The sequence below is a fragment of the Leifsonia sp. AK011 genome (genome assembly GCF_013410945.1).
GTDB lineage: Bacteria > Actinomycetota > Actinomycetes > Actinomycetales > Microbacteriaceae > Rhodoglobus.
In genome coordinates this window covers 1,185,187-1,206,872 of sequence record NZ_JACCCH010000001.1, presented here as the reverse complement: position 1 = coordinate 1,206,872, position 21,686 = coordinate 1,185,187, and the positions used below count along the sequence as shown (strand labels likewise).

The window sequence follows — 21,686 nt, the reverse complement described above, 5'->3', positions numbered from 1 at the left end:
CCCGCGCTGAGGTTCGGTCACGGTATATTGACTCAACCCGAAACCCTTTTCCACCTCGCCGCAACGGGGCCTTTTCCATGGCACGATCTCGCATCGCCGCAAGCTGTGCAGCGCTGGCGCTCATTGGCGCGACGATTTTCGCTGGCGCCCTTCCGGCGGCGGCATACGTGCCTGCCGCGCCGACGATAGCCGGGCCGTACATCAACGACGCTCTCGTCTCGGTGACAACGGATGCCACGGCCCCCACGCTCGGCGGAACGATGCAGCACGCGGACGGCGCGACCGAGGTCACGACCGTCTACGTTTCCTCCGACTACGAGGTGAGCTGGCAGCCCTACTGCTCGGTGTGGATGGACTACTTCGAGGCTGCGAATCCCGAGCTCCCGTGGGCGTGCGCGGCCGAGGTATCGATGGCGCCCGGCACGTACAGCTTCCGCGCCCGCACGGTCGACTCGAATGATGAGACATCGCAGGCGCTCGCCGGGTTCAGTCCGACGGTGTCGTACGTGGTGGGCAGTTCATCCGCTCCCACGATCGTCTCCCCCGAGCCCGGCGCCTCCACCCAGGACGCGACGCCCACCTTCAGCGGTTACGGACCGGTCCCGGGAACGGTCACGGTGACAGCAGACGGCTCCCGGACCCTGTGCACCGCAGAGACCGTGGCACCGGATGGCCTCTGGGAGTGCACGTCCACCGACCCACTCGAGTCCTACCGCGATGAGCCGCTGGCCTACGGCATCACGTACTCGGTGGCGGCGAGCGCCGTCGACGCCGACGGCGCCCCCACGGAGCCGTCCGCGGCCCAGGATCTCACCCTCGAGATGCCGGATGCCGCGACCCTGTACCAGAGCGCCTCGCCCTGGTACACCACCAACCCACAGCTGCCGATCACGGGCGCGCTTACTCCCGACACCAACCAGTTCTACGTGTGGCGCTACGTCCCCGATGAGTTCGGCGGGGCGGTGGCGACGCCGTACTGCATGATGTCGACGGATCTCGCCGGCGGCGAGTACACGTGCGATCCCGCCGCCGACAACTACTCGGACTTCCTTGTCCCGGGTGTGAACCAACTGCGGGGCAGCTCGTTCAGTGAGGCCGGTACCCAGAGCTTCCTCGGGGAACCGATCTTCGTCACCCTCGTCGCCGAGCCGATCGTCGAGACGCCCGGGCCTGATCCTGTCGTGACCACGCGGGAGCCCAGGCCCACCTTCGCCGGCACTGCGGACCCGATGGCCACCTCGGTGAGCATCGAGGCTGACGAACTCGAGGGGTCGCTGTGCACCGCCGCCGTCACTGGGGATTCGTGGACGTGCGCGCCGTCGGAGGATCTTGCCGACGGAAGCTATAGCTACGTTGCGCGCACCTACCTTCCGGGAGAGGGTGGCGAGTCGGTCACGTCGGTGCAGCACGTCCTCGTCGTCGACACGGTGGCCCTCGCCCCCACAGTGACCACGACGGGCCCGGTGCAGGGTCCTTCCCCCATCATCAGCGGAACGGGCGAGCCCGGAGCCACGCTCACGGTGTTCCTGAACAACTCCGAGCGCACGTGCACCGTCCCGACGGTGGTCGACGAGAACGGCGACTGGACCTGCCAGCCCCTCGGCGAACTCTCCCCCGGCGACTACACGATCACGGCCACCCAGACCGATCTGGCGGGCAACACGTCCTCCCTGCCCGACAAACCGCTCTCCGAGATCACGGTCGAGGTCCCGCCCGCGCCCCCGGCTCCCAAGATCGTCACGCCCGAGCCGGGAACGGTGTACACCAGCCAGATCTGGGTCTCCGGCACGATCGACGCCACAGGCGGCTACCCGATCCGCATCGGAGTGACGGGGGCCTCCCTCGGCGGGACTGAGACATGCGGGGCCGTCATCGGTCCTGACGACTTCTCCGAGACGGGTACCGAGTGGGGCTGCTACCTGATCGTGCAACCCGGCACGTACTCGATCTCGGCCGTGGCATCCATCGACGGCATCGAGGGCACCACGAGCAACACCAGCAACGTCGTCTCCCTCACCTATGTCGCCGAGGTACCCAAGCCCGATGTCGACTACACCCTGGCACCCGCGTCCGTCGCCTTCAGCGCGACGGCGGCGCTCGAGGGCAACCTCAACATCGGCTGGTATCGCGTGGTCGAGGGTGAGGGCGAGGGCGGCATCGGCTTCGACTTCCTCGACTCGTGTGGCACCGGCGAGGGCGGAGGCGAGGGCGGCGAGGGCTTCTTCGCGTCCCTGGACTCGGATGCCACGTTCGCCGCGTCCTCCGCGCAGTGCGGGCCCTACGGCGACCTCGCGCCCGGCCTCTACAACGCCTACGTGACCCAGTACGGGAGCGGCGAGACCGTCTCCTCCATCGACGACTACATCATGATCCCGAGCGCGCCGACGCTGCTGAGCCCCCTGGTCTCGGGAACAACCCTGACCTTCCGGGGGAGCGCGGGCGACGCCTTCGAGCCCGGCTATGTCGTGAGCGTTCAGCGGGCGTCCGGTTCCGAGGTGTGTTCCTCCCCCGTGGACGAAGCGGGCAACTGGACGTGTTCTGCGACGGTGCCGGTCGGATCCGAGTCCTACCGCGCTGTTCAGCAGGCGGTCGACTTCGACCCCGACTTGCCCGCCGAATGGACGTACGACTCGCTCATCCCGGGTTTCTCGGCCTACAGCGAGCCGCGCATCGCGACCGTCCAGGCCCCCGTCGTGCCGCCAGCGCCAGTCACCCCGCCGGCACCAGCACCCACCGTGGAGCCCACGCCAACACCCACTCCGACCGAGACGCCCACCCCCACGCCAACGCCAGCACCGACCCCGACGACGTTCTCGTTCACGATCGGCGCCACATCATTCCTCCCCGGCGAGACGACAACGGTCAGTGGTGAGGGTGTTCCCGGCCTCTCGCAGATCGACGCCGAACTGCACTCGACGCCCGTGTTGCTCGGGTCCACCACGGCATCGGATGCGGGAAGCTTCGACCTCACGGTCACCATCCCCGAGGATGTCGAACCCGGAGCCCATGAGATCGTCGTGATCGTCACCCCACCGGGCGGCGAGCCGATGCAGCAGACCAAGGCCGTGACGGTGCTGTCACCCCAGCGCGCCCAGGCCACCGTGCCGGCGGGAGTCATCGCGGCCACGTCGGTCGACCGCGACCCCGCCACAGTTGACCGCTCGGACCCCGGTGCACCGAGCTCGCTCACGACCTCCCTCAAGACCGTCGACTCGATCTTCGATCACCCCGTTCTTCTCGGAGGCGCCACGCTCGCGGGACTCGCACTCCTGCTGCTCGTCGCTCTTCCAGCCGAGCTGCTCAACAGCACGATCTCCGAGAACTACGGTCGCATCACGCGCAGCCTGCCCAAGCCCCGGCTCAGCGCGTGGGGGCGGTTCAAGGCCTGGCTGAAGATCACACCCGTGTTCGGTGGCATCCTGATCACCTTCGTCACGGCCTTCGTCTTCGGGTTTGCCGACCCTCGGTTCGGCTTCGACGTGACGTCGCTGCGCACCTTCCTCGCGCTCGGACTCGCCCTCCTGGTGGTCGGCTACCTCGCGAGTGGCATCGCCGGTGCGATCATCCGGCGCCTGTGGCGGCTCGACACCGTCGTGGAGCTGAAGCCCATGGGCATCCTGCTCGCGGTCATCGGCGTGATCGTCTCGCGGCTCATCGACTTCTCGCCGGGCTTCCTCCTCGGTCTCGTGCTGGGGCTCTCTGTGGTTGGATCAACGACGGCCGCCCAGCGGGCGAAGGCGACCCTCGTGCAGGCTGGCACGGTCTTCGTGCTCGCAATGCTCGCGTGGGGCGCGTACAGCCTCCTGATGGCGACAACCGACCCGAACAGCTTCGGCACGGCGCTCGCGTTCGACACGACGGTCGCCATCACCTCCGAGGGTCTCACCGCGCTGTTCATCGGGATGCTCCCCTTCAAGCTCCTCAATGGCTCGAGCGTCTTCGAGTACTCGAAGCTCCTGTGGGTCGTGAGCTACGTCGTGGCCGCCGCGGCCTTCGTGCTCGTCGTCGTACCCAGCTCGTGGGGGTCGATCGACGGGCCGCTGTGGAACTGGCTCCTCGTGCTCGGCATCTTCGCCGCGGCAGCCATCGCCATCTACCTGTTCTTCCGGCTCACCGACAAGGAGGACGACGGGGATGACGCCTCCGTTGTCGAGAACGAGGACGCCGAGGCGCTCGAGCTGTAACGGTTCATTACGAGCCACGCCGTAACACTTCGACACTCCCGGTAGCCTGATCCAATGGCAGATCGCGAGTACGGATTCCGCACCAGAGCAATCCACGCAGGCAACATTCCCGACGAAGTGACGGGCGCTCGTGCGCTCCCGATCTACCAATCGAGCGCTTTCGTCTTCGACGACACCTCGGACGCTGCAGCGCGATTCGCCCTGCAGAAGTACGGCAACATCTACTCGCGGCTGTCGAACCCCACCGTCGCGAGCTTCGAGGAGCGCGTGGCATCCCTCGAGGGCGGCCTCGGCGCCGTCGCGACCGCGAGTGGCCTCGGAGCGCAGTTCATCACGTTCGCCTCGCTCGCCGGCACCGGTGACCACGTCGTCTCGTCGGCGAACCTCTACGGCGGTTCGATCACGCAGCTCGACATCACCCTGCGCCGTTTCGGGGTCGAGACCACGTTCGTACGCTCAGCCGACCCCGCGGACTACGCCGAGGCGATCACCGACAAGACGAAGTTCATCTTCGCGGAGACCATTGCCAACCCCTCCGGTGAGATCGCCGACATCGAGGGGCTCGCCGAGGTGGCCCACGCGCACGACCTCCCGCTCATCATCGACTCCACCGTCGCGACGCCCTACCTCAACCGCCCGATCGAGTGGGGTGCGGACGTCGTCGTGCACTCCGCGACCAAGTTCCTCGGGGGCGCCGGAACCACCCTCGGTGGCGTCGTCGTCGAGTCCGGCCGGTTCCACTGGGCGAACGAGCGCTTCCCGCTCTTCGACCAGCCCGTCCCGTCCTACGGCGGCCTCAACTGGCACGGGAACTTCGGTGAGTACGCCTTCCTCACGCGCCTGCGCGCCGAGCAGCTCCGCGACATCGGCCCCGTGCTCGCCCCGCACTCCGCGTTCCTCCTCGCCACGGGCGTGGAGACCCTGCCCTTCCGGATGCAGGCACATGTCGACAACGCGCGAATCGTCGCAGAGTGGCTCGACGCCGACCCACGTGTCGAGTTCGTCAACTGGGCCGGACTCCCAGCGCACCCGCACCACGAGCGTGCCGCCAAGTACCTCCCCAAGGGCCCTGGCTCGGTCTTCAGCTTCGGCGTCAAGGGCGGCCGCGAAGCCGGCCAGAAGTTCATCGAGAACGTCAACCTCGCGAGTCACCTCGCCAACATTGGTGATGCCAAGACCCTGGTCATCCACCCGGCATCCACGACCCACGCGCAGCTCACCGAGCAGCAGCTCGTCGATGCGGGTGTCCTCCCCGGCGTCGTGCGCATCAGCGTGGGAATAGAAGACCCCGAGGACATCGTTGATGACCTTGACCAGGCACTGAGCGCGGCAACGAAGGGCTGACCGATGAGCATTGCGACCGAGGCACCGGCCTCCGAGACTGTCACGACGCAGTTGGCCAATGGCCTGACCTGCGACATCCCCGCCAGTTCGCCGCTGGCCAAGCTCCTCAAGTCGCAGCGCACCTGGGTGGGCCCGACCGCGAAGGAGCGCCTCGGCATCCTGCGCAAGGCCAAGACGATCGCGATCGTCGGCGCCTCCCCCAACCCAGCGCGTTCGAGCTACTTCGTGGGCACCTACCTGCTGCAGTCGAGCGACTACGACGTGTACTTCGTCAACCCGAACGCCGACGAGATCCTCGGCCAGAAGGCGTACCCCGACCTCCAGTCGCTCCCGGTCGTGCCCGACATCGTCGACGTGTTCCGCAAGGCGAGCGACATCCCCTCTGTCATGGACGACGCCATCGCGGTGGGTGCCAAGACCGTCTGGGTGCAGCTGGGCATCTGGAACCAGGACGCCGCGCTCTACGGCGAGAGCAAAGGCCTGACCGTCGTCATGGATCGCTGCCTCAAGGTCGAGCACGCGCGCTTCCACGGCGGCCTGCACCTGCTCGGCTTCGACACCGGAGTGATCACCGCGCGCAAGACCGTTCGCTGACTCGCGCCCGGTTACGCCGTGTGACCGGCGTGCTCGAAACGGATGCACGGCACGCCTAGCGTGTAGTGCATGTCCGGTCCCCTCATCGAATTCCCCGTCGTCTCGACGCAGTGGCTCGCCGATCACCTCGGTGCGGAGAAGCTCGCCGTGGTCGATGCCACCGTCCTGGGGTTCGTGCAGCCGAACGGACGCCCTGGGTACCTGAGCGGCCATGAGAGCTACCTGCTGAACGGACACCTGCCGGGCGCGGTGTTCGCGGATCTCATCGAGGAGCTCTCGGATCCCGAGGGGCGCTACCCGTTCACCCGTCCGGACGCCGGACGTTTCGCCGAGGCCGTGGGCGCGCTGGGCATCGACAACGAGACATCCGTCGTCGTCTATGACGCGGTCGTCGGCCAGTGGGCCGCTCGGCTCTGGTGGCTGTTCAGGGCATTCGGATACGACAGCGTCGCGGTACTCGACGGAGGGCTCACCAAGTGGGTCGCCGAGGAGCGCGAGACCGACCTCGGTCACGTGCAGCCCACGGCAGCATCGTTCGTCGCCGTCCCGCGTGAGGAACTCTGGGCGTCGAAGGCCGAGGTGGAGGCGATCGTCGCGGGCGACAGCGCTGGTGCCCTGGTCTGCGGCATCCCGCCGAAGGAGTTCAGTGGCGAGGTGGGCACCCGCGAGCGCCGCGGTCACATCCCCGGGAGCGTGAGTGTTCCCGCCAGCCGGCTCGTGGATCGGGAGTCGAATGCGCTCCTGCCGGAGGCGGCGCTGCGGGGCCTCCTCGAGCCTGCGCTGAAGCAGGATCGTGTCGTCACGTACTGCAACGGCGGCATCGCCGCGGCATCCGACGCCCTTGCCCTCACGCTCGTCGGCCACAGCAATGTCGCGATCTACGACGAGTCGCTCAACGAGTGGGCGACGGATGCCTACGCGCCGCTGATCACGTCGGCGTCGACGAGTCACTAGAACGCGCAGTCTGTCCTCCCCCGTACTGGGGGGACAGAAAGGTCGGTTTTCCCAGTGACTTCCGGGGGTTGCTTCCCTAGACTGCGAAAGCGATATACCCGATGGCAGCAACCCGAGTCTGCCAATATCGCGCCACCCTCAAGGACCCGACATGCCCATCAAGCCGGGCGCTTCAGCGCGCCGTCGGCAGTGGGGCGCTGAGACCCGAACGCGCCCCCTGCCCACTGTTCACCCCGTACCCTCGAGCCGCAAGATCACCCTCGGTGGCGTCGCCATCGTGGCCACGGTGGTCGCCTGGCTCGCCTATGTCGTGACGACGATCATCCGTCAGTTCTTCGACAACGGCATGATCAGCTTCCAGTTCACGATGGAGACGATGTTCTACCTCGTGGTTGTGAGCTTCCTCACGTTCTCCGCGCTCATGTACCTCGTCGCCAGGCAGGGTGCCCTGCTGCGATTCGCCTCCCACCAGCGCGTGGCTCGCGCCCAGCTCGACTACCACTTCACCTTCAACCAGCGGCCGATGACGGTGCTCGTGCCCTCCTACGCGGAGGAGCCCGACGTGGTGCGCACTACTCTCTGGTCTGCGGCACTCCAGGAGTACCCGTCGCTTCGTGTCGTCCTGCTCGTGGATGACCCGCCCCACCCCACCGACCCGGCGATCGCCGCGCGGCTCGACGCCACCCGCGCGCTCGCAGCGGAGATCCAGGCGGAACTCGCCGAGCCCGCAGCGCGCTTCAGCGAGGCCCTCATCGACGCCGAAATCGAGTCGCACCGCCACGGGCTCGATGCTTCAGCGACGCGCGAACTGTCGGAGCACTACGCCTGGGCTGCCGCTTGGCTGACCGACAAGGCCGAGCGTCACGACCGCACCGACCACGTCGACGAGTTCTTCGCCACGGAGGTGCTGCTCGGACTCGCCGCCGAACTCGAGTTGACGTCCGTCGCCCTGGAGGCGGCCGACAATGCTGGCGAGACCATCGGCGACTCCCGCCTCCTCGAGCTGCACCGCCGCCTCGCCTGGATCTTCTCGGTGGAGCTGGAGACGTTCGAGCGCAAGACGTTCGCCTCGCTCAGCCACGAGGCGAACAAGGCGATGAACCTGAACTCTTACATCGGCCTCATGGGCTCCCGGTACCGCACTGAGGACACCCCGCGCGGCCCCGTGCTCGTGGCCGACCCCGACGGCGAGCTGCACATCCCGGATTCCGACTACATCCTCACGCTCGACGCGGACTCCGTGCTGCTGCGCGACTACTGCCTGCGCCTCGTCTACTTCCTGGAGCAGCCCGAGAACGAGCGCGTCGCGGTCACCCAGACCCCGTACTCCGCGTTCCGCGGTGCACCGACCCGCATCGAGCGACTGGCCGGTGCGACGACCGACCTGCAGCACATCCTCCACCAGGGCTTCACGCACTTCAACGCGACGTTCTGGGTGGGCGCCAACGCGGTCATCCGCAAGCGCGCCCTCAGCGACATCGTCGAGATCGAGTACGTCGATGGCTTCCCGATCTCCCGCTTCGTGCAGGACCGTACGGTCATCGAGGACACCGAGTCGAGTGTCGACCTCGCCGGGCACGGGTGGACGCTCGTCAACTACCCCGAGCGCCTGAGCTACAGCGCAACCCCGCCGGACTTCGGCTCGCTCATCGTCCAGCGTCGCCGTTGGGCCAACGGTGGTCTCCTCATCCTGCCCAAGCTGTGGTCGTACGTGCGCACGCAGCGGGCACGGGGCAAGCGCGTGAGCTTCACGGAGATCGCGCTGCGGACCAACTACATGGCCTCCATCGCCTGGGCGAGCTTCGGCCTGCTCTTCCTGCTCGCGTACCCCTACGACAGCAGGCTCCTGAGCCCGATCATCCTTCTCGCGGCGCTCCCCTACTTCCTCGCGATGGCCAGCGACCTCCGCTACTGCGGTTACCGCTACACCGACGTCTTCTGGATCTACGGCTTCAACCTGATCCTCCTGCCCGTCAACCTGGCCGGTGTCCTGAAGTCGATGCAGCAGGCGATCACGAACCAGAAGATCCCGTTCGCCCGTACGCCGAAGGTCAAGAACCGCACGGCCGCACAGTTCCTCTTCGTGCTCGTGCCGTACCTGATCGTGGCGTTCTCCGTGCTCACCTTCCTGCGTGACGTGGCAGTCGCCAACTGGGGCAACGCGGCGTTCGCCGGCATCAACGCGATTCTCGCCACCGCCGCGATCCTCGCCTACATCGGCATCGGCAACTCGCTGGTCGATCTCTGGTTCGGCGCGACCAAGTGGCTCTACGTCGCCGACAAGCGCTCGACGCCTGCCCCTGGCGCGCGCGAGCTGGACTGGCGTGCGGTGCTCCACTACGGCGCCGACCCGGTGGGCGGTGTCGCTCCAACGCGCTCTGCCCTCGCCCTCACGCCGAGCACGCAGCGCGAGCCCGCGGAGGTCAACCGATGAGCTCGCGCGTCCACGAGGGAATGCGTCTCTCCCCCCTGCGGGTCACCATCGCCGTAGCCGTGCTCGCGGGTCTCGTCGGTGGCGGGCTCGTCGGCTACCAGTCCTGGGCGTCGGCGCAGGCCGAGCCCTCGCAGGACCCGTGGTTCGCGGGATACGCGGATGTCACGGCCACCCCCACCTTCGCGTTCGAGTCCGCCGACACCGGCTCGACCACCGCGTCGACGGACACCGCCAAGACCGACCAGGTCGTGCTCTCGTTCATCGTCACCGGTCCCGACGACGTGTGCTCCCCCTCGTGGGGCGGGTACTACACGCCGGAGGAGGCCAACCAGGAGCTCGAGCTCGACCGGCGCATCGCCCTGCTGCGCGAGCGCGGCGGAGACATCGCCATCTCCTTCGGCGGTCAGCGCGGGCATGAGCTCGCCACCACCTGTGAGTACGTCGACCAGCTCGTGACCGCCTACCGTTCGGTCATCGACCGGTACTCCGTGTCGACGATCGATCTCGACCTCGAGGGCGCCGGCCTCGCCGATGCCGCAGCGAACGAGCGCCGGGCCGCGGCGATCGCCCAGCTGCAGGCCGAGGACGAGGACGGGCTCGCGGTGTGGGTGACCCTCCCCGTGTCCCCGACCGGCCTCACCGAGGACGGCACGAACGCGGTCGCCGCGCTGCTGAACGCTGGCGTGGATCTCGCGGGGGTCAACGTGATGACGATGGACTTCGGCGACAGCCGGGACGCCACCCAGACGATGGCCGAGACATCCGTGCAGGCTCTCGAGGCCACGCACAAGCAGCTCAAGACGCTGTACCAGCTTGCCGACATCCCCCTCTCGGATGCCACGGTCTGGACGAAGCTCGGTGCGACGCCCATGATCGGGCAGAACGACGTGAAGGACGAGGTCTTCGGGCTGCAGGATGCCGCAGACCTCAACGCGTTCGCGCTCGAGAAGGGCCTCGGCCGCATGTCGATGTGGTCGCTCAACCGCGACCGCACGTGCGGCAGCAACTACACGACGCTCTCGGTGGTCTCGAACTCGTGCAGCGGGATCGACCAGGGCGACAGCCGCTTCTCGACGACACTCGCTGCAGGCTTCTCTGGCTCCATCATCGGTTCGGCGTCGCGGGTGACCACCTCGGAGCCCGTCGACCCCGCCGACCTCGTTGACGACCCGGCGAAGAGCCCGTACCCGATCTGGTCGAAGACGTCGACCTACCTCGAGGGCACCAAGATCGTCTGGCACCACAACGTGTACCAGGCGAAGTGGTGGACGGTCGGCGACCTCCCGGACAACCCCGTGCTCAACGCGTGGGAGACCCCGTGGGAGCTTCTTGGCCCCGTCCTTCCCGGCGAGAAGCCGATCGACACTCGCGTGCTCACGCCGGGGATGTTCCCCGAGTGGGCCGGCACGGCGATCTACGAGAAGGGCACCATCGTGACCTTCGAGGACGTGCCGTACCGCGCCAAGTGGTGGACGCAGGGTGACAGCCCGGAGGCACAGTCATCCAACCCGGACGATTCGCCCTGGGTGCCGCTCACCCAGGCCGACGTCGACGAGCTGATCGCCGCTCAGGGCGACGGGTCGGGCACGACGACCGGCAACTGACAGACGAAGGCCTCGCACTCGTAGGTCGTCGTGAACCCGTCACGGGTCGTGCGTCCCTCGAACAGTTCGAACCCCGCACTCGCGAACGCCTCGGCCTGCGATCCGGTCACCACTGCGGTGGTGGCCGGGTCTCGCCGGGCTGTGGCCGCGGCATCCGGGCTCTCGGTCACGACGATGACCTGCCTGAGGGGCCCCGCGAGCCTCGCCATGACGTCGAGCGCCGCCCCCGCCGAGATCGGCGTGCTTGTGGCGAAGCGTGCGACCGGGCCGAGGGCCGCGATACTGCGTTCGCGGTAGTCCGGCCGCGCCGTGAGTGAGTAGAGCACTTCGCTGGCGGATGCCACGGCGCTCCACCCGGACGGCAGCGCCCCGTCCGCGGGGTCGACCTCGACGCGGATGCCCTGCGCCTCGAGCACGGGATCCCTCCCCTCGGGAATACCGAACGGTTCGCCTGCGGCAGCCGAGGCGTCGAGCAGGCCACGGGCCTCGACGGCGTAGCGGACCTCGCCGGTCGCCAGCGCGAGGCCCAGGAGGCCCTGCGCGAGGAGTCCGTAGTCCTCGAGCGTCGCAACCGCCGGGGAGAGTGTTGAGCCGATCGAGGCATGGACGAGTCGGCCCTCGACTCGGTGGTGCTCGAGCAGGAAGTCGGCACCTCGACGAGCCGCGGCTATCCAGTCCGGGCGATCGAGAAGCCGACCCGCGAGCGCGAGGGCATCGATGGCGAGACCGTTCCACCCCGTGAGGATCTTGCCGTCGAGCGGTGGGGCCTCGAGGCGCGCACGGCTCGCGGCATCCAGCGTGTAGTAGAACCCCTCCACGCGCTGGCCGTCGACCGTCGACTCGCTGTCCTGGGCGCTCGCGAAGCCGCCGTTCGGCTGCTGGAGGGTGGTGAGCAGGAAGCTCGCGATGCCCTCGGCGATGCTCGCCCGACCAGCGAGCGCGTAGCACGCGAGGAGTTGCGCGTTGTCGTAGAGCATCCGCTCGTAGTGCGGCTCGCTCCAGTCTGCGCGGGTCGCGTAGCGGAAGAATCCGCCATCGACCGGGTCCCGCAGTGGGGATGCCGCCATGGCGTCGAGTGTGCGAATACCGAGCTCATCGCCCTGGTCGACGAGGAACCGCAGGACCGGTGAGACCGGGAACTTGGGTGCCCCGCCGAAACCACCGTGGGTGGTGTCCTCGAGAGCGGCGAGGGATGCCAGCACCGGTGTGACGTCGGTGACGAGGTCGCCGGGCTCCACGGCACCCCGGCTCAGGGCATCCGCTATCGCCGCCCCATTGGCCTCGACCTCCTCGCGGCGATCCCGCCACGCGGCGAAGACGGCGTCGAGGACCTGGCGGAACGACGGGTGCCCCTGCACGGGACTCGGCGGATAGTAGGTACCCGCGAAGAAGGCGCGACCCTCGGGCGTGACGAAGACGGTGAGTGGCCAGCCCAGGTTCTGGGTGAACGCTCCGGCCGCAGCGAGGTAGCTCGAATCGACCTCGACGTTCTCCTCCCTGTCGACTTTGATCGAGACGGCGTTGGCGTTCAGGTATGCGGCGATCTCCGGGTCGCTGAAGCTCTCCCGAGCCATCACGTGGCACCAATGGCAGGTCGAGTAGCCAATCGAGACCATGACGGGGACGTCGCGACGTCTCGCCTCCTCGAAGGGCTCGGGGCCCCAGGGCCACCAGTCGACGGGGTTACCCGCGTGGGACCGGAGGTACGGGCTCGCTGCGTCGGCGATTCGTGAGGCCATCACCCCAGCGTATGCGGGTGGCCCCGCCTCATCGCTGGGCTGCGGTGTCCTCGGTCGGGGATGCCTCGACTCCCGCCTCACGCAGGGCCGACTCCACCGCTGCCGCGACCAGCGCGGCCTCCCGCTCAGCACGCGCGACCTTCCGGCGACGCCGCTGGCGGAGGGTCACGATCACTGCGAGGGCAATGATGAGCAGCAGCGCGAGCGTCGACCACGGGATTCCCCACGTGCCGCCCTGGGCGGTCACCTCGGGAGCCGCAGGAGGCTCCGGAGCCCCGTCGAGCGCGGGCACGACGGGCGTGAGCCTGACCTCTGCCCCGACCCAGAACGTTGCAGGTACCCCGTCGATGGGCACCTCGACGTCCCAGGATTCACCCGGAAGCAGTTCGGGAACCGGGGCGACGTCGATTGCCGAGACGCTGAACAGGCCGAAGGGTCCCGAGGTGGCAGCGGCCGTCTGGCTCGCGAGGCGCACGTTGCCGGTGTTGCGAACGGTGTACGAGAGGGTCGCCGAGCCCGGGGCGAAGGGGATGAACGATCCGTCGTAGCGCACCGACATGTTCTCGACGGTCAGGTCGGGATGCACGACTCCGCCCACGCGGAAGTAGATGCGCACGCCCAGGCGCCTGTCAACATCGATGCCCTGGGCCGCGTCCTCACGGGTGAGGGAGGTGACGATGCCCGCCGCATAGTCGCCCGGGGTCGCGTTCTCGGGGATGGTGACCGTGAAGGGCACCTCGACCACCTCACCGCCGGTGAGCTTCACGTGGTCCCGGTCCATCGACACCCAGAGTCCGGCATCCTGCGACGACTCGTCGCGGGTGAGAACGGTCAGCTCGCCGCTCGGGCTCGTGAATGCGTCCGCCGCATAGACGTCGAGATCGAGGTCGACCGCGTCGTGGTTCGTGATGACGAGGGCGTCGGTCAGCGTCTGGCCGGGCTCGATCGCATACGTGAAGTTGCTGCGAGCCGTCCCGTACTCGTTAGACGCGGTGCGGACGCCCCACGTGACGTCGTCCGCTCGAAGGCCGCTCTGGGCGGAGGCGAGCATCGGGCCGGTGAGCACCAGTCCGCTGGCGACAGCGACGGCGAGGAGGGCGGTACGAAGGGAGCGGGTGCGGGAGGTCACAAGAGGGTCCTTAGGAGAAACGGGTGTGTGGGGGTGGGCGCACGAGGCGCCCACCCCCACGGGTACTGCTGTTAGCCGAGTGCGGTGATGGTGAGCGTCGAACGGTAGGTGCCGTCCGTGACATCCACCGGGATCTTCAGCTCGAGGTCAGCGCCGAGCTTCGCCGATCCACGCGAGTGGCCGACGTCAGCGCTACCGAGGGTCGACGGCACCGAGAGACCGTCACCGCTCGTGAAGCCCGATCCGACCGCAGCACCTGCGACCGCGCCGGCGCCCTGCTCGACGACCTTCGGCGTCCATCCGAGGTACTTGCCCGAGAAGGACTTGTCACCCGAGGTGAAGTCGCCTGCCTGTGCCGACACGGCCCACGCGGGTGCCGCGCGACGCGTGTCCGTGACACGGATCGGGTTGATCGCACCGGTGGCGAGGAAGTGATCGCCGTTCGCGGTCGCCGTACCGAGGTCGACGATTCCGTTCGATCCGTCGACGGCCCAGACGAACTCGCCGGGAGCGCCTTCGGGGACGGTGACCTGGAGACGCTGGCTGTTCGGGTCGATCGCACGCTGGATCGTCACCTGGTCGACGATCGAGTTGACCGGCTTGTCCGAGCCGAACGCCTGCGAGCGCAGTGTCTTGACCGTGAGTGCATCGTCGGTGACCTCGACGGCCGTGTAGTTGCGCACGTTCTCCTGGTTCTTCACCGAAGCCCAGGCGAACGCCTGCGACTGGAGGCCGTAGTACTTCGAGCCGGACGCCGAGTTCGCCGTCAGGTAGAGCACGCCACCGGGGCCCGGCGTCACCGTGTCGGCACCGGCCTGCTCGTTCGCGTCAGCCTTCTCGCCGTTGCGGAGGAGGTAGGTGCGAGCGTAGCTGTGGTCGTGGCCCTGGAGAACGAGGTCGATACCCAGCTCCGAGAACAGGGTCGGCCACGTGCTGCGACGGTCGACGACATCCGAGTCCGTCGCGTGCGGGCCGGCCGAGTAGATCGAGTGGTGGTAGGCCACCATCTTCCACTTGGCCTCGCTGCCGTGGTCCGCGATCACCTGGCGGATGAACGCCTCGTGCGACGCGTAGTTGCGGCTGTTCGAGTTGAGGTTGATGTACAGCACGTCCTTGTAGATGAACCAGTAGTCGCCACCCGATCCCGAGCCGGAGCCGGGTCCGGCCGTACGGTCGGTGTTCGGCGTTGCGAAGTGCTGCTCGTAGGCCTTGGAGCCGACGTCGTGGTTTCCGTTGGTCGCGACGAACGGAACCTGGCGGAGCGCCTCGGGGCTGAGGAACGATGTGTACTGGGCCTCGTTCGAGGCGGTCTCGACCTGGTCGCCGGAGGAGAACAGCATCTCGGCATCCGGGTAGGCGGCGAGCGAGACGTTCAGGGTGTCGACCCAGCCGGCCGTGTCGTTCGCGAGGTTGCCGGAGGCACCGAGCTGCGGGTCACCGAAGAACAGGAAGCTGTAGTCGCCATCGAAGCTGCGAGTGCGGAAGGAGCTGACGGGCGACCAGTTGCCCTCGGAGCCGACCCGGTAGACGTATGCCGTGTTCTCGGCGAGTCCAGCGAGGGTCGCGACGCGGTTGAACTCGCCGCTCGTGGTTGCCGCGCCCGTGGCCTGGACGGTCACCGCAGACGAGGGGAACGCTCCGTTCACCACTGCGGTGGAGGGCGCGAACTGGGCCACCTGGGCCGTGTCGGCCGAGGAGTACCAGGTCACCAGACGCTCCTGCTCGGTGGCACCCACTCCGAGAACCACGTCGGAGATCGTCGCGCTACCACCAGTCGTGGCAACCGGTGTGAGCTCCTTGAGGTCGAGGTAGATGTCGCTGCTGCTCGAGCGATCCTGGTACAGCGCGATCGCGATCGTGTTGGTTCCGGAGACGAGGGCAGCGGACGGGACGGTGAACGTCGAGGTGACGGGGTCACCTCCGGACTCGCCTGCATAGGTGAGATTGCGCTCGTTCTCGGCAGCGGCCTCGACGCGCGAGTCAACGAAACCCGCCACCTTGGTGCCGTTGACGAAGATCTGGACGGCGTCGTCGTAGACGATCCGACCGCTCAGCGACGACAACGCGGAGAGCTCATCGGAGCTCACCGTGAAGGTGGAGCGGAAGTGATAGGTCGGGATGGTGACCTTGGTCGCTGCGCTCGGGTCGATGTAGTGGTTGAGCACCTTGGACACGGGGAAGTTGGATCCCAGGTTGGGGGTTGCCGAGCCGTTCTTGGCGCCGAACGGGCCGACGCCGGTCTTCCACGCCGTGTCGTCGAACGCCGCTCCGGTCCACACGAGGCGGTTGGCGTTGCCCGCGGCCGGGTCCGTGTTGTTGTCGGAGTACCGCCACGAGCTCGAGGTCGTGAGGTAGTTCGCCGGGAGCGTCGTCGCTGCGTTCGCGCTGAGAGCAGCGAACGCGACGGAGCCGCCGACGAGGGAGGTCAGTACGACCCCCACGAGAGTGGAACGGAGGACGCGTGAAGAGCGCCTTCCGGCCGATGGAGTCATCGCCATGATGGTGAAATCATCGCCTTTCGGGGAGAGAGGGTGGGAAGTGCTCTAGTACGGTCGCGGCCCGGCATGAATCGCAGATGAACGGTCGGGTACGACCTCGTGACCGCCCGCACAAGGTGCGTCAACCAAGGCCGAGAACGCGCTCGACGAACCAGATCAGACCGAAGACCGTCACCACGACGGCAACCGCGACGCCCACCCAGAGGCCGACCCTGGGCGCCCGGCGGCGCAGCAGCAGGAGGAGGGGGAACACGATGATGATGATCGCGAGCTGGGTGAACTCGATCCCGAGGTTGAAGACGACGAGGGACCAGAGGAGGGTCATCGACCAGGGCTCGTCAATGCCGAGCGCGCTGGCGAACCCGAGCCCGTGGACGAGCCCGAAGGCGAACACCACGGCAAGTCGGAGCCAGTCCGCCCTGTTCAGGCCCCACAGTCCGCGGGGAACGGGTACCGGATCGAACTCGTGACCGCGCCGGCGCCACACCGTCCACAGGTACCACGCACCGACGATCGCGATGGACATTGCGATGACGGGCTCGACGATCGATGCAGGGATCGTGACGAGTCCGAGGGCTGCGAGGAGGAACGTGATGGAGTGGGCGACGGTGAACGCCGTTGCCGCAAGCACCACGTCGCGGAGTCGACGCGAACCGACGATCAGGGCGAGGAGGAACAGGATGTGGTCGATGCCGCTGAGGAGGTGCTCGGCGCCGAGCAGGAAGAACTCCAGCAGGCGCTCCCCCAGTGGCTGGGCGGTCGAGAACGTCGAGTCGGAGCCCAGCGCTGCGCTTCCCGATTCGCCACCGAGATCGAACTCGAGCACGGTCGTCGTGCCCGTGACGTAGCCCTCGGCATCGGGGAAGAGTCTGCTGCGGATCTCGTAGTCCGGATCCTCGCGATCGGTCTCGCAGGCGTAGTCGAGGGTGAACAGCGCGTAGGGCACATCGTCGCGGATGTGCGACTCGTACCCACTCGGCGGGGATGGCACGCACGCGAGGCCGTCCGCCGCCACCGTGAAGCGCTCGGTGACGTAGTCCTGCACCGTGGTGGAGTACTCCTCGAGCGCTGTCGCCTCCTCCCCGGTCTCGAAGAGGGCCATGCCGTCCTCGAAGAAGTCCGGGTCGCTCTCGTTCTCGGCTGCGGAGACGACGAGGAGGTCGTACTCGAGGTCGAGTTCGACGCTCACTGCGCCCGGGGCCGTCTCCGTGGCATCCGCGTAGACCGTCGAGGAGAAACCGTGCGCGGATGCCGCGGCCGCCACCGACAGCGCCGCCGAGGCCAGCACGACAACAGCCGCACCCCGAACGAGATCTCGACGGGTGGGACTCGGGGTCTTGAACATGTCACTCCTGAAGGTGCGGAAGCAGCGAGGATGCCGGACCGGAATGAACGGCCCGTAGCCGCGCGACGACAATCGCTCCCCTCGTCGTAACCAGCCGGACACCTTCGCGTCCACGGGGCGTCGTTCCCTCCCCTGAGACTCGACGCATGCGTCTTCGGCTCCCCCTGACCGTGTCCGCGATAATCCTCTCCGCCGCACTGCTCGTGTCATGCGTGCCCGCGGCCGAGGTCTCGACAACGACCTCGGGCACCGACGTGGCACTCGGGCCAGAGTTCCTCGGCAGCAACCCGTCGCCATCGCCGGAGGCCACGATCTCCCCTGAGGCGGGCTCGTGGGAGGGCGTCGAGCCACCGCACGGCTACCGGGTGGGGTTGATCACCGCCACGAGCGACCCGACCGCTGACGCTCTGGCCCGGGGAGTCATGGAGTGGGCCGCAGCCCGGGACATTCACGTCGAGATCTGGGCGGCGGACAACGACGACGAGATCGAGGCGGCGATCACCGAGGCGAGCGAGGAGCGCGACATCGACCTCGTGATCGGTGCCGGGCGGGGAATCGTGGACATCTTCGCGCTCATCACCTCGCAGCACCTCGCGCAGGAGTTCCTCGTGGTGGGCGCACAGTTGCCCGAGCCGACACACAACGTGACCGCCGTGGTGTGGCCGGGTGCGAGCTTCCGCGGCAGCGGGATCAGCGAGGCCACCGACGCCGAGGATTCTGCAGCGACCGACGAGCAGGCGCTCACCGCCACGGGGGCTGGCGTCGCGAGCGTGCTGCACGGATACACCGGGATCGTGCTCGCCCTCGACGACTGAGCGGCGCCCCCACGGCGCGATATCGGGTGCTCGCCGCACACCGGATTGATGCAGGAATCACGACTAGCCTGACTCTATGTCGACGACGACTCTCACCTGGATCGGCGGCCCCACGGCCGTGCTGGAGTATGCGGGACTGCGCATCGTGACGGACCCCACGTTCGACCCGCCCGGCAGCTATGGCGAGCCGGATGACTCTCCGCTCGTGAAGACGACAGGCCCCGGCATCCCGCGCTCCGAGCTCGGCCACGTGGACCTCGTTCTGCTGTCGCACCACGAGCACGAGGACAACCTCGACTACGAGGGACTCGAACTGCTCGCCACAGGGGTGCCGACGCTCAGCACCACCAAGGCGGGCACCGACCTGTTCGGTGGCGGCGTGGTCGGACTCGACAACTGGGAGACCCACGAGATCGGCGGTGTCACCATCACGGCGGTTCCGGCGCTTCACGGACCTCCCGGCTCGGAGGCGCGGCTCGGTCCCGTGATCGGCTTCGTGCTCGAGGCGCCCGGTGAGCCCACCATCTACGTGTCCGGCGACAACGCCTCGCTGCCCCTGGTGGAGCAGATCGCGGGGGCGTTCGACCACATCGACATTGCCGTGCTCTTCGCCGGGGCCGTGCGGGTGCCCGACATCGACGCCTACCTCACGCTCACCTCGGCGGACGCAGTCACAGCCGCCACGATGCTCGGCGTCAGCAAGGTCGTCGGCATCCACACCGACGACTGGGAGCACTTCACCGAGAATCGCGAGCAGCTGGAGGCCGCGTTCGAGGGAACAGGGCTGCTCGTGCCGACACCGCGTGCTGTGACGGTGGAGCTGTCTTAGTTGGTTGAGTAGCGCGCTGGAGCTTGGAGCGAAGGCCATTTCTGGCCTTCGCCGCGACGCCAGCGCCGATGCCCGTCTCGGGCATCGGCAAATAAACACGGCTGGTTGAGTAGGCCCGCGCAGCGGCCGTTATCGAAACCTCACCACCGAGGTACTTCGGATGTGAGGTTTCGATAACGCCGGGCTGGCGCCGCGGCTACTCAACCCACCGTGGGGCGGGCACCCCGCTAGAACGTCGCCGTGTCCGGGTTGGAACCCACGCGCAGGCCCTGGTCGAGGCCGTCGATCGCGGCCATTTCGGCGTCCGTCAGCTCGAAGCCGAACACGTCGAAGTTCTCGGCCATGCGCTCGCGCGAGTTCGTCTTCGGGAACACGATGATGCCGTGCTGCAGATGCCAGCGGATGACGGCCTGAGCCGGTGTCACCCCGTGCGCTGCCGCGGCATCGGCAACCGGTGACATCCCGAACAGGTCGTACTTGCCCTGGCCGAGCGGCCCCCAGGCCTCCGTCGCGATGCCCTTGCCCGCGAGGTACTCGCGCAGCGGACCCTGGGCGAAGCCGGGGTGCAGTTCGATCTGGTCGACGGCGGGCACGACGCTGCTGGCCGCGATGAGGCGGTCGAGGTGGTTCTCGTGGAAGTTCGAGACGCCGATGGATGTCGCGAGCCCCCGCTCCTGCAGCTGCTCGAACACGTGCCAGGTCTCGATGTACCGATCGAGATCGGGGCGGGGCCAGTGGATGAGATACAGGTCGACGTGGTCGAGCCCGAGCTTCGCGAGGCTCAGGTCCATGGCGTCGAAGGCGGACTGCGTGCCCTGGTCACTGTTCCAGAGCTTGGTCGTGATGAACAGCTCCTCGCGCGGGATTCCCGAGGCGGCAATCGCGCGCCCGACACCCACCTCGTTGCCGTAGATCGCTGCCGTATCGATGTGGCGGTAGCCGACCTCGAGGGCATCACTCACGATGCGCTCTGTCTCGTCAGGGTCGACCTGGAAAACGCCGAAGCCGAGTTGGGGGATGGTCTTGCCGTCGTTGAGCGTGATGTCCATGGGTTAAGACTAGGACGGCTCGGCGGTGCATCCGGGGGGTTGCCTTTTTACGGAACTTCGCGCTGGTCAACGCCGCTGTAGGCGCTGAGCGGGCGGATGAGCGCGTTCGACGCGAGCTGCTCCATCACGTGGGCGGTCCACCCCGTGATGCGGGCGGCGACGAATAGAGGCGTGAAGATCGTCGTGTCGAAGCCCATGAGGTTGTACGCGGGGCCCGACGGGTAGTCGAGGTTGGGCTTGATGCCCTTCGCGTCGTACATCGCCGTCTCGAGGGTGTCGTACAGGTCGAGCACCTCGGGGCGGTCGTACTCCGCGACGAGGAGCTCGAGCGATGCCTTCATCGTCGGAACGCGCGAGTCGCCGTTCTTGTAGACCCGGTGGCCGAAGCCCATGATCTTGCGCTTCGCGGCGAGGGCCTCGTCGAGCCAGGCGGCCGCGGCATCCGCTCGCTGGATCTCCTGGAAGGCGTGCATGACCGCCTCGTTGGCGCCGCCGTGCAGCGGACCCTTGAGTGCGCCGATGGCACCGGTGACCGAGGAGTAGACGTCGCTCAGCGTCGAGGCGATCACGCGAGCGGTGAAGGTGGACGCGTTGAAGGAGTGCTCCGCGTACAGGATCATCGACACGTCGAAGGCCTTCACGACGGTCTCGCTCGGCACCTCGCCGAAGGTCATGAAGAGGAAGTTGGCGGAGTAGCCAAGATCATCGCGCGGGTCGATCGGGTCCTTGCCCCAGAGGCGGCGCTGGGTGTACGCGACGATCGCGGGCAGCTGGGCGAACATCGCGATCGAGCGCTGCTGGGTGAGATCGGCATCGACCCAGGTCTTGTCGCCCTCTAGCGTCGAGTCGAGGGTCCCCAGCACGCTGATCGCGGTACGCACGACGTCCATGGGGTGCGCGATGAGAGGCAGGTCGTCCATCGCGCGGCGCACGGTCGGGTTGAGCGAGCGCTGCGAGCGCTCGGTCTGCTGGAAGCCCGCGAGCTCCTCTGCGCTGGGCAGCTCGCCCATCCACAGCAGCCAGGCGACCTGCTCGAAGGAGCACTTCTCGGCCAGTTCCTGCACGGGGTAGCCGCGGTAGAGCAGCGAGTTCGTCTCGGGGTTGACCTTCGAGATCGCGGTCGTGTCGGCAACGACGCCGACGAGTCCCTTACGGATGTCGTCCATGT

General features: G+C 67.7%; 14 protein-coding genes. 8 read left to right on the top strand and 6 right to left on the bottom strand.

The features are described from left to right. Nucleotides 1–77: 77 nt before the first annotated feature. The 6 genes from HDC94_RS05925 to HDC94_RS05900 all read left to right on the top strand — a co-directional run bounded on the left by HDC94_RS05925 (nucleotide 78) and on the right by HDC94_RS05900 (nucleotide 11,114). Entirely contained in the window at nucleotides 78–4,184 is a 4,107-nt protein-coding gene (locus HDC94_RS05925; protein ID WP_179495785.1) for an Ig-like domain-containing protein, read from the top strand. Nucleotides 4,185–4,238: 54 nt separating this feature from the next. Further along, complete coding sequence (locus HDC94_RS05920; protein ID WP_179495782.1) at nucleotides 4,239–5,528, top strand: O-acetylhomoserine aminocarboxypropyltransferase/cysteine synthase family protein; 1,290 nt, start codon at nucleotides 4,239–4,241, stop codon at nucleotides 5,526–5,528. A gap of 3 nt (nucleotides 5,529–5,531) precedes the next feature. Beyond that, nucleotides 5,532–6,122: a CoA-binding protein gene (locus HDC94_RS05915; protein ID WP_179495780.1), complete on the top strand. Its 591-nt coding sequence runs from the start codon at nucleotides 5,532–5,534 to the stop codon at nucleotides 6,120–6,122. Nucleotides 6,123–6,191: 69 nt separating this feature from the next. Continuing rightward, the gene (locus HDC94_RS05910; RefSeq protein ID WP_179495778.1) at nucleotides 6,192–7,076 is read left to right on the top strand and encodes a sulfurtransferase; all 885 of its coding nucleotides are present in this window, start codon (nucleotides 6,192–6,194) and stop codon (nucleotides 7,074–7,076) included. Between the two features lie 151 nt (nucleotides 7,077–7,227). Further along, nucleotides 7,228–9,510: a glycosyltransferase family 2 protein gene (locus tag HDC94_RS05905; protein WP_179495776.1), complete on the top strand. Its 2,283-nt coding sequence runs from the start codon at nucleotides 7,228–7,230 to the stop codon at nucleotides 9,508–9,510. Next, complete coding sequence (locus HDC94_RS05900) at nucleotides 9,507–11,114, top strand: carbohydrate-binding protein (RefSeq protein ID WP_179495774.1); 1,608 nt, start codon at nucleotides 9,507–9,509, stop codon at nucleotides 11,112–11,114. The genes HDC94_RS05905 and HDC94_RS05900 overlap by 4 nt, the downstream gene beginning before the upstream one ends. Here HDC94_RS05900 and HDC94_RS05895 read toward each other — a convergent pair. The 4 genes from HDC94_RS05895 to HDC94_RS05880 all read right to left on the bottom strand — a co-directional run bounded on the left by HDC94_RS05895 (nucleotide 11,078) and on the right by HDC94_RS05880 (nucleotide 17,825). Beyond that, on the bottom strand, nucleotides 11,078–12,853 hold the full coding sequence (locus HDC94_RS05895) for a thioredoxin domain-containing protein (RefSeq protein WP_179495772.1): 1,776 nt from the start codon (nucleotides 12,851–12,853) through the stop codon (nucleotides 11,078–11,080). The genes HDC94_RS05900 and HDC94_RS05895 overlap by 37 nt on opposite strands. 28 nt (nucleotides 12,854–12,881) lie before the next feature. Further along, the gene (locus HDC94_RS05890; RefSeq protein WP_179495770.1) at nucleotides 12,882–13,982 is read right to left on the bottom strand and encodes a WxL protein peptidoglycan domain-containing protein; all 1,101 of its coding nucleotides are present in this window, start codon (nucleotides 13,980–13,982) and stop codon (nucleotides 12,882–12,884) included. Between the two features lie 71 nt (nucleotides 13,983–14,053). Continuing rightward, on the bottom strand, nucleotides 14,054–16,474 hold the full coding sequence (locus tag HDC94_RS05885; RefSeq protein ID WP_179495768.1) for a metallophosphoesterase family protein: 2,421 nt from the start codon (nucleotides 16,472–16,474) through the stop codon (nucleotides 14,054–14,056). Nucleotides 16,475–16,601: 127 nt separating this feature from the next. Continuing rightward, a complete protein-coding gene (locus tag HDC94_RS05880) occupies nucleotides 16,602–17,825 on the bottom strand; it encodes a HupE/UreJ family protein (RefSeq protein ID WP_179495766.1) in 1,224 nt (407 codons plus the stop codon). A 146-nt stretch (nucleotides 17,826–17,971) separates the two neighbouring features. Here HDC94_RS05880 and HDC94_RS05875 point away from each other — a divergent pair, with 146 nt between their 5' ends. Continuing rightward, nucleotides 17,972–18,640, top strand: a complete 669-nt coding sequence (locus tag HDC94_RS05875) for a BMP family ABC transporter substrate-binding protein (protein WP_179495764.1) — start codon at nucleotides 17,972–17,974, stop codon at nucleotides 18,638–18,640. 76 nt (nucleotides 18,641–18,716) lie between these two features. Further along, nucleotides 18,717–19,469 carry an MBL fold metallo-hydrolase gene (locus HDC94_RS05870; RefSeq protein WP_179495763.1) on the top strand — a complete coding sequence of 251 codons (753 nt, stop codon included), beginning with the start codon at nucleotides 18,717–18,719 and terminating at the stop codon, nucleotides 19,467–19,469. A gap of 227 nt (nucleotides 19,470–19,696) precedes the next feature. Here the strand turns inward: HDC94_RS05870 and HDC94_RS05865 are convergent, their stop codons facing one another. Together HDC94_RS05865 and HDC94_RS05860 are read right to left on the bottom strand one after the other, a co-directional pair. Next, nucleotides 19,697–20,518: an aldo/keto reductase gene (locus HDC94_RS05865; protein WP_179495761.1), complete on the bottom strand. Its 822-nt coding sequence runs from the start codon at nucleotides 20,516–20,518 to the stop codon at nucleotides 19,697–19,699. 47 nt (nucleotides 20,519–20,565) lie between these two features. Beyond that, a complete protein-coding gene (locus tag HDC94_RS05860; protein ID WP_218870472.1) occupies nucleotides 20,566–21,684 on the bottom strand; it encodes a bifunctional 2-methylcitrate synthase/citrate synthase in 1,119 nt (372 codons plus the stop codon). Nucleotides 21,685–21,686: the final 2 nt, after the last annotated feature.

Coding starts and splice junctions, on each gene's coding strand:
- HDC94_RS05925 (WP_179495785.1), top strand. CDS start 78: ATGGCACGATCTCGCATCGCCGCAAGCTGTGCAGCGCTGGCGCTCATT.
- HDC94_RS05920 (WP_179495782.1), top strand. CDS start 4,239: ATGGCAGATCGCGAGTACGGATTCCGCACCAGAGCAATCCACGCAGGC.
- HDC94_RS05915 (WP_179495780.1), top strand. CDS start 5,532: ATGAGCATTGCGACCGAGGCACCGGCCTCCGAGACTGTCACGACGCAG.
- HDC94_RS05910 (WP_179495778.1), top strand. CDS start 6,192: ATGTCCGGTCCCCTCATCGAATTCCCCGTCGTCTCGACGCAGTGGCTC.
- HDC94_RS05905 (WP_179495776.1), top strand. CDS start 7,228: ATGCCCATCAAGCCGGGCGCTTCAGCGCGCCGTCGGCAGTGGGGCGCT.
- HDC94_RS05900 (WP_179495774.1), top strand. CDS start 9,507: ATGAGCTCGCGCGTCCACGAGGGAATGCGTCTCTCCCCCCTGCGGGTC.
- HDC94_RS05895 (WP_179495772.1), bottom strand. CDS start 12,853: ATGGCCTCACGAATCGCCGACGCAGCGAGCCCGTACCTCCGGTCCCAC.
- HDC94_RS05885 (WP_179495768.1), bottom strand. CDS start 16,474: ATGACTCCATCGGCCGGAAGGCGCTCTTCACGCGTCCTCCGTTCCACT.
- HDC94_RS05880 (WP_179495766.1), bottom strand. CDS start 17,825: ATGTTCAAGACCCCGAGTCCCACCCGTCGAGATCTCGTTCGGGGTGCG.
- HDC94_RS05875 (WP_179495764.1), top strand. CDS start 17,972: ATGCGTCTTCGGCTCCCCCTGACCGTGTCCGCGATAATCCTCTCCGCC.
- HDC94_RS05870 (WP_179495763.1), top strand. CDS start 18,717: ATGTCGACGACGACTCTCACCTGGATCGGCGGCCCCACGGCCGTGCTG.
- HDC94_RS05865 (WP_179495761.1), bottom strand. CDS start 20,518: ATGGACATCACGCTCAACGACGGCAAGACCATCCCCCAACTCGGCTTC.
- HDC94_RS05860 (WP_218870472.1), bottom strand. CDS start 21,684: ATGGACGACATCCGTAAGGGACTCGTCGGCGTCGTTGCCGACACGACC.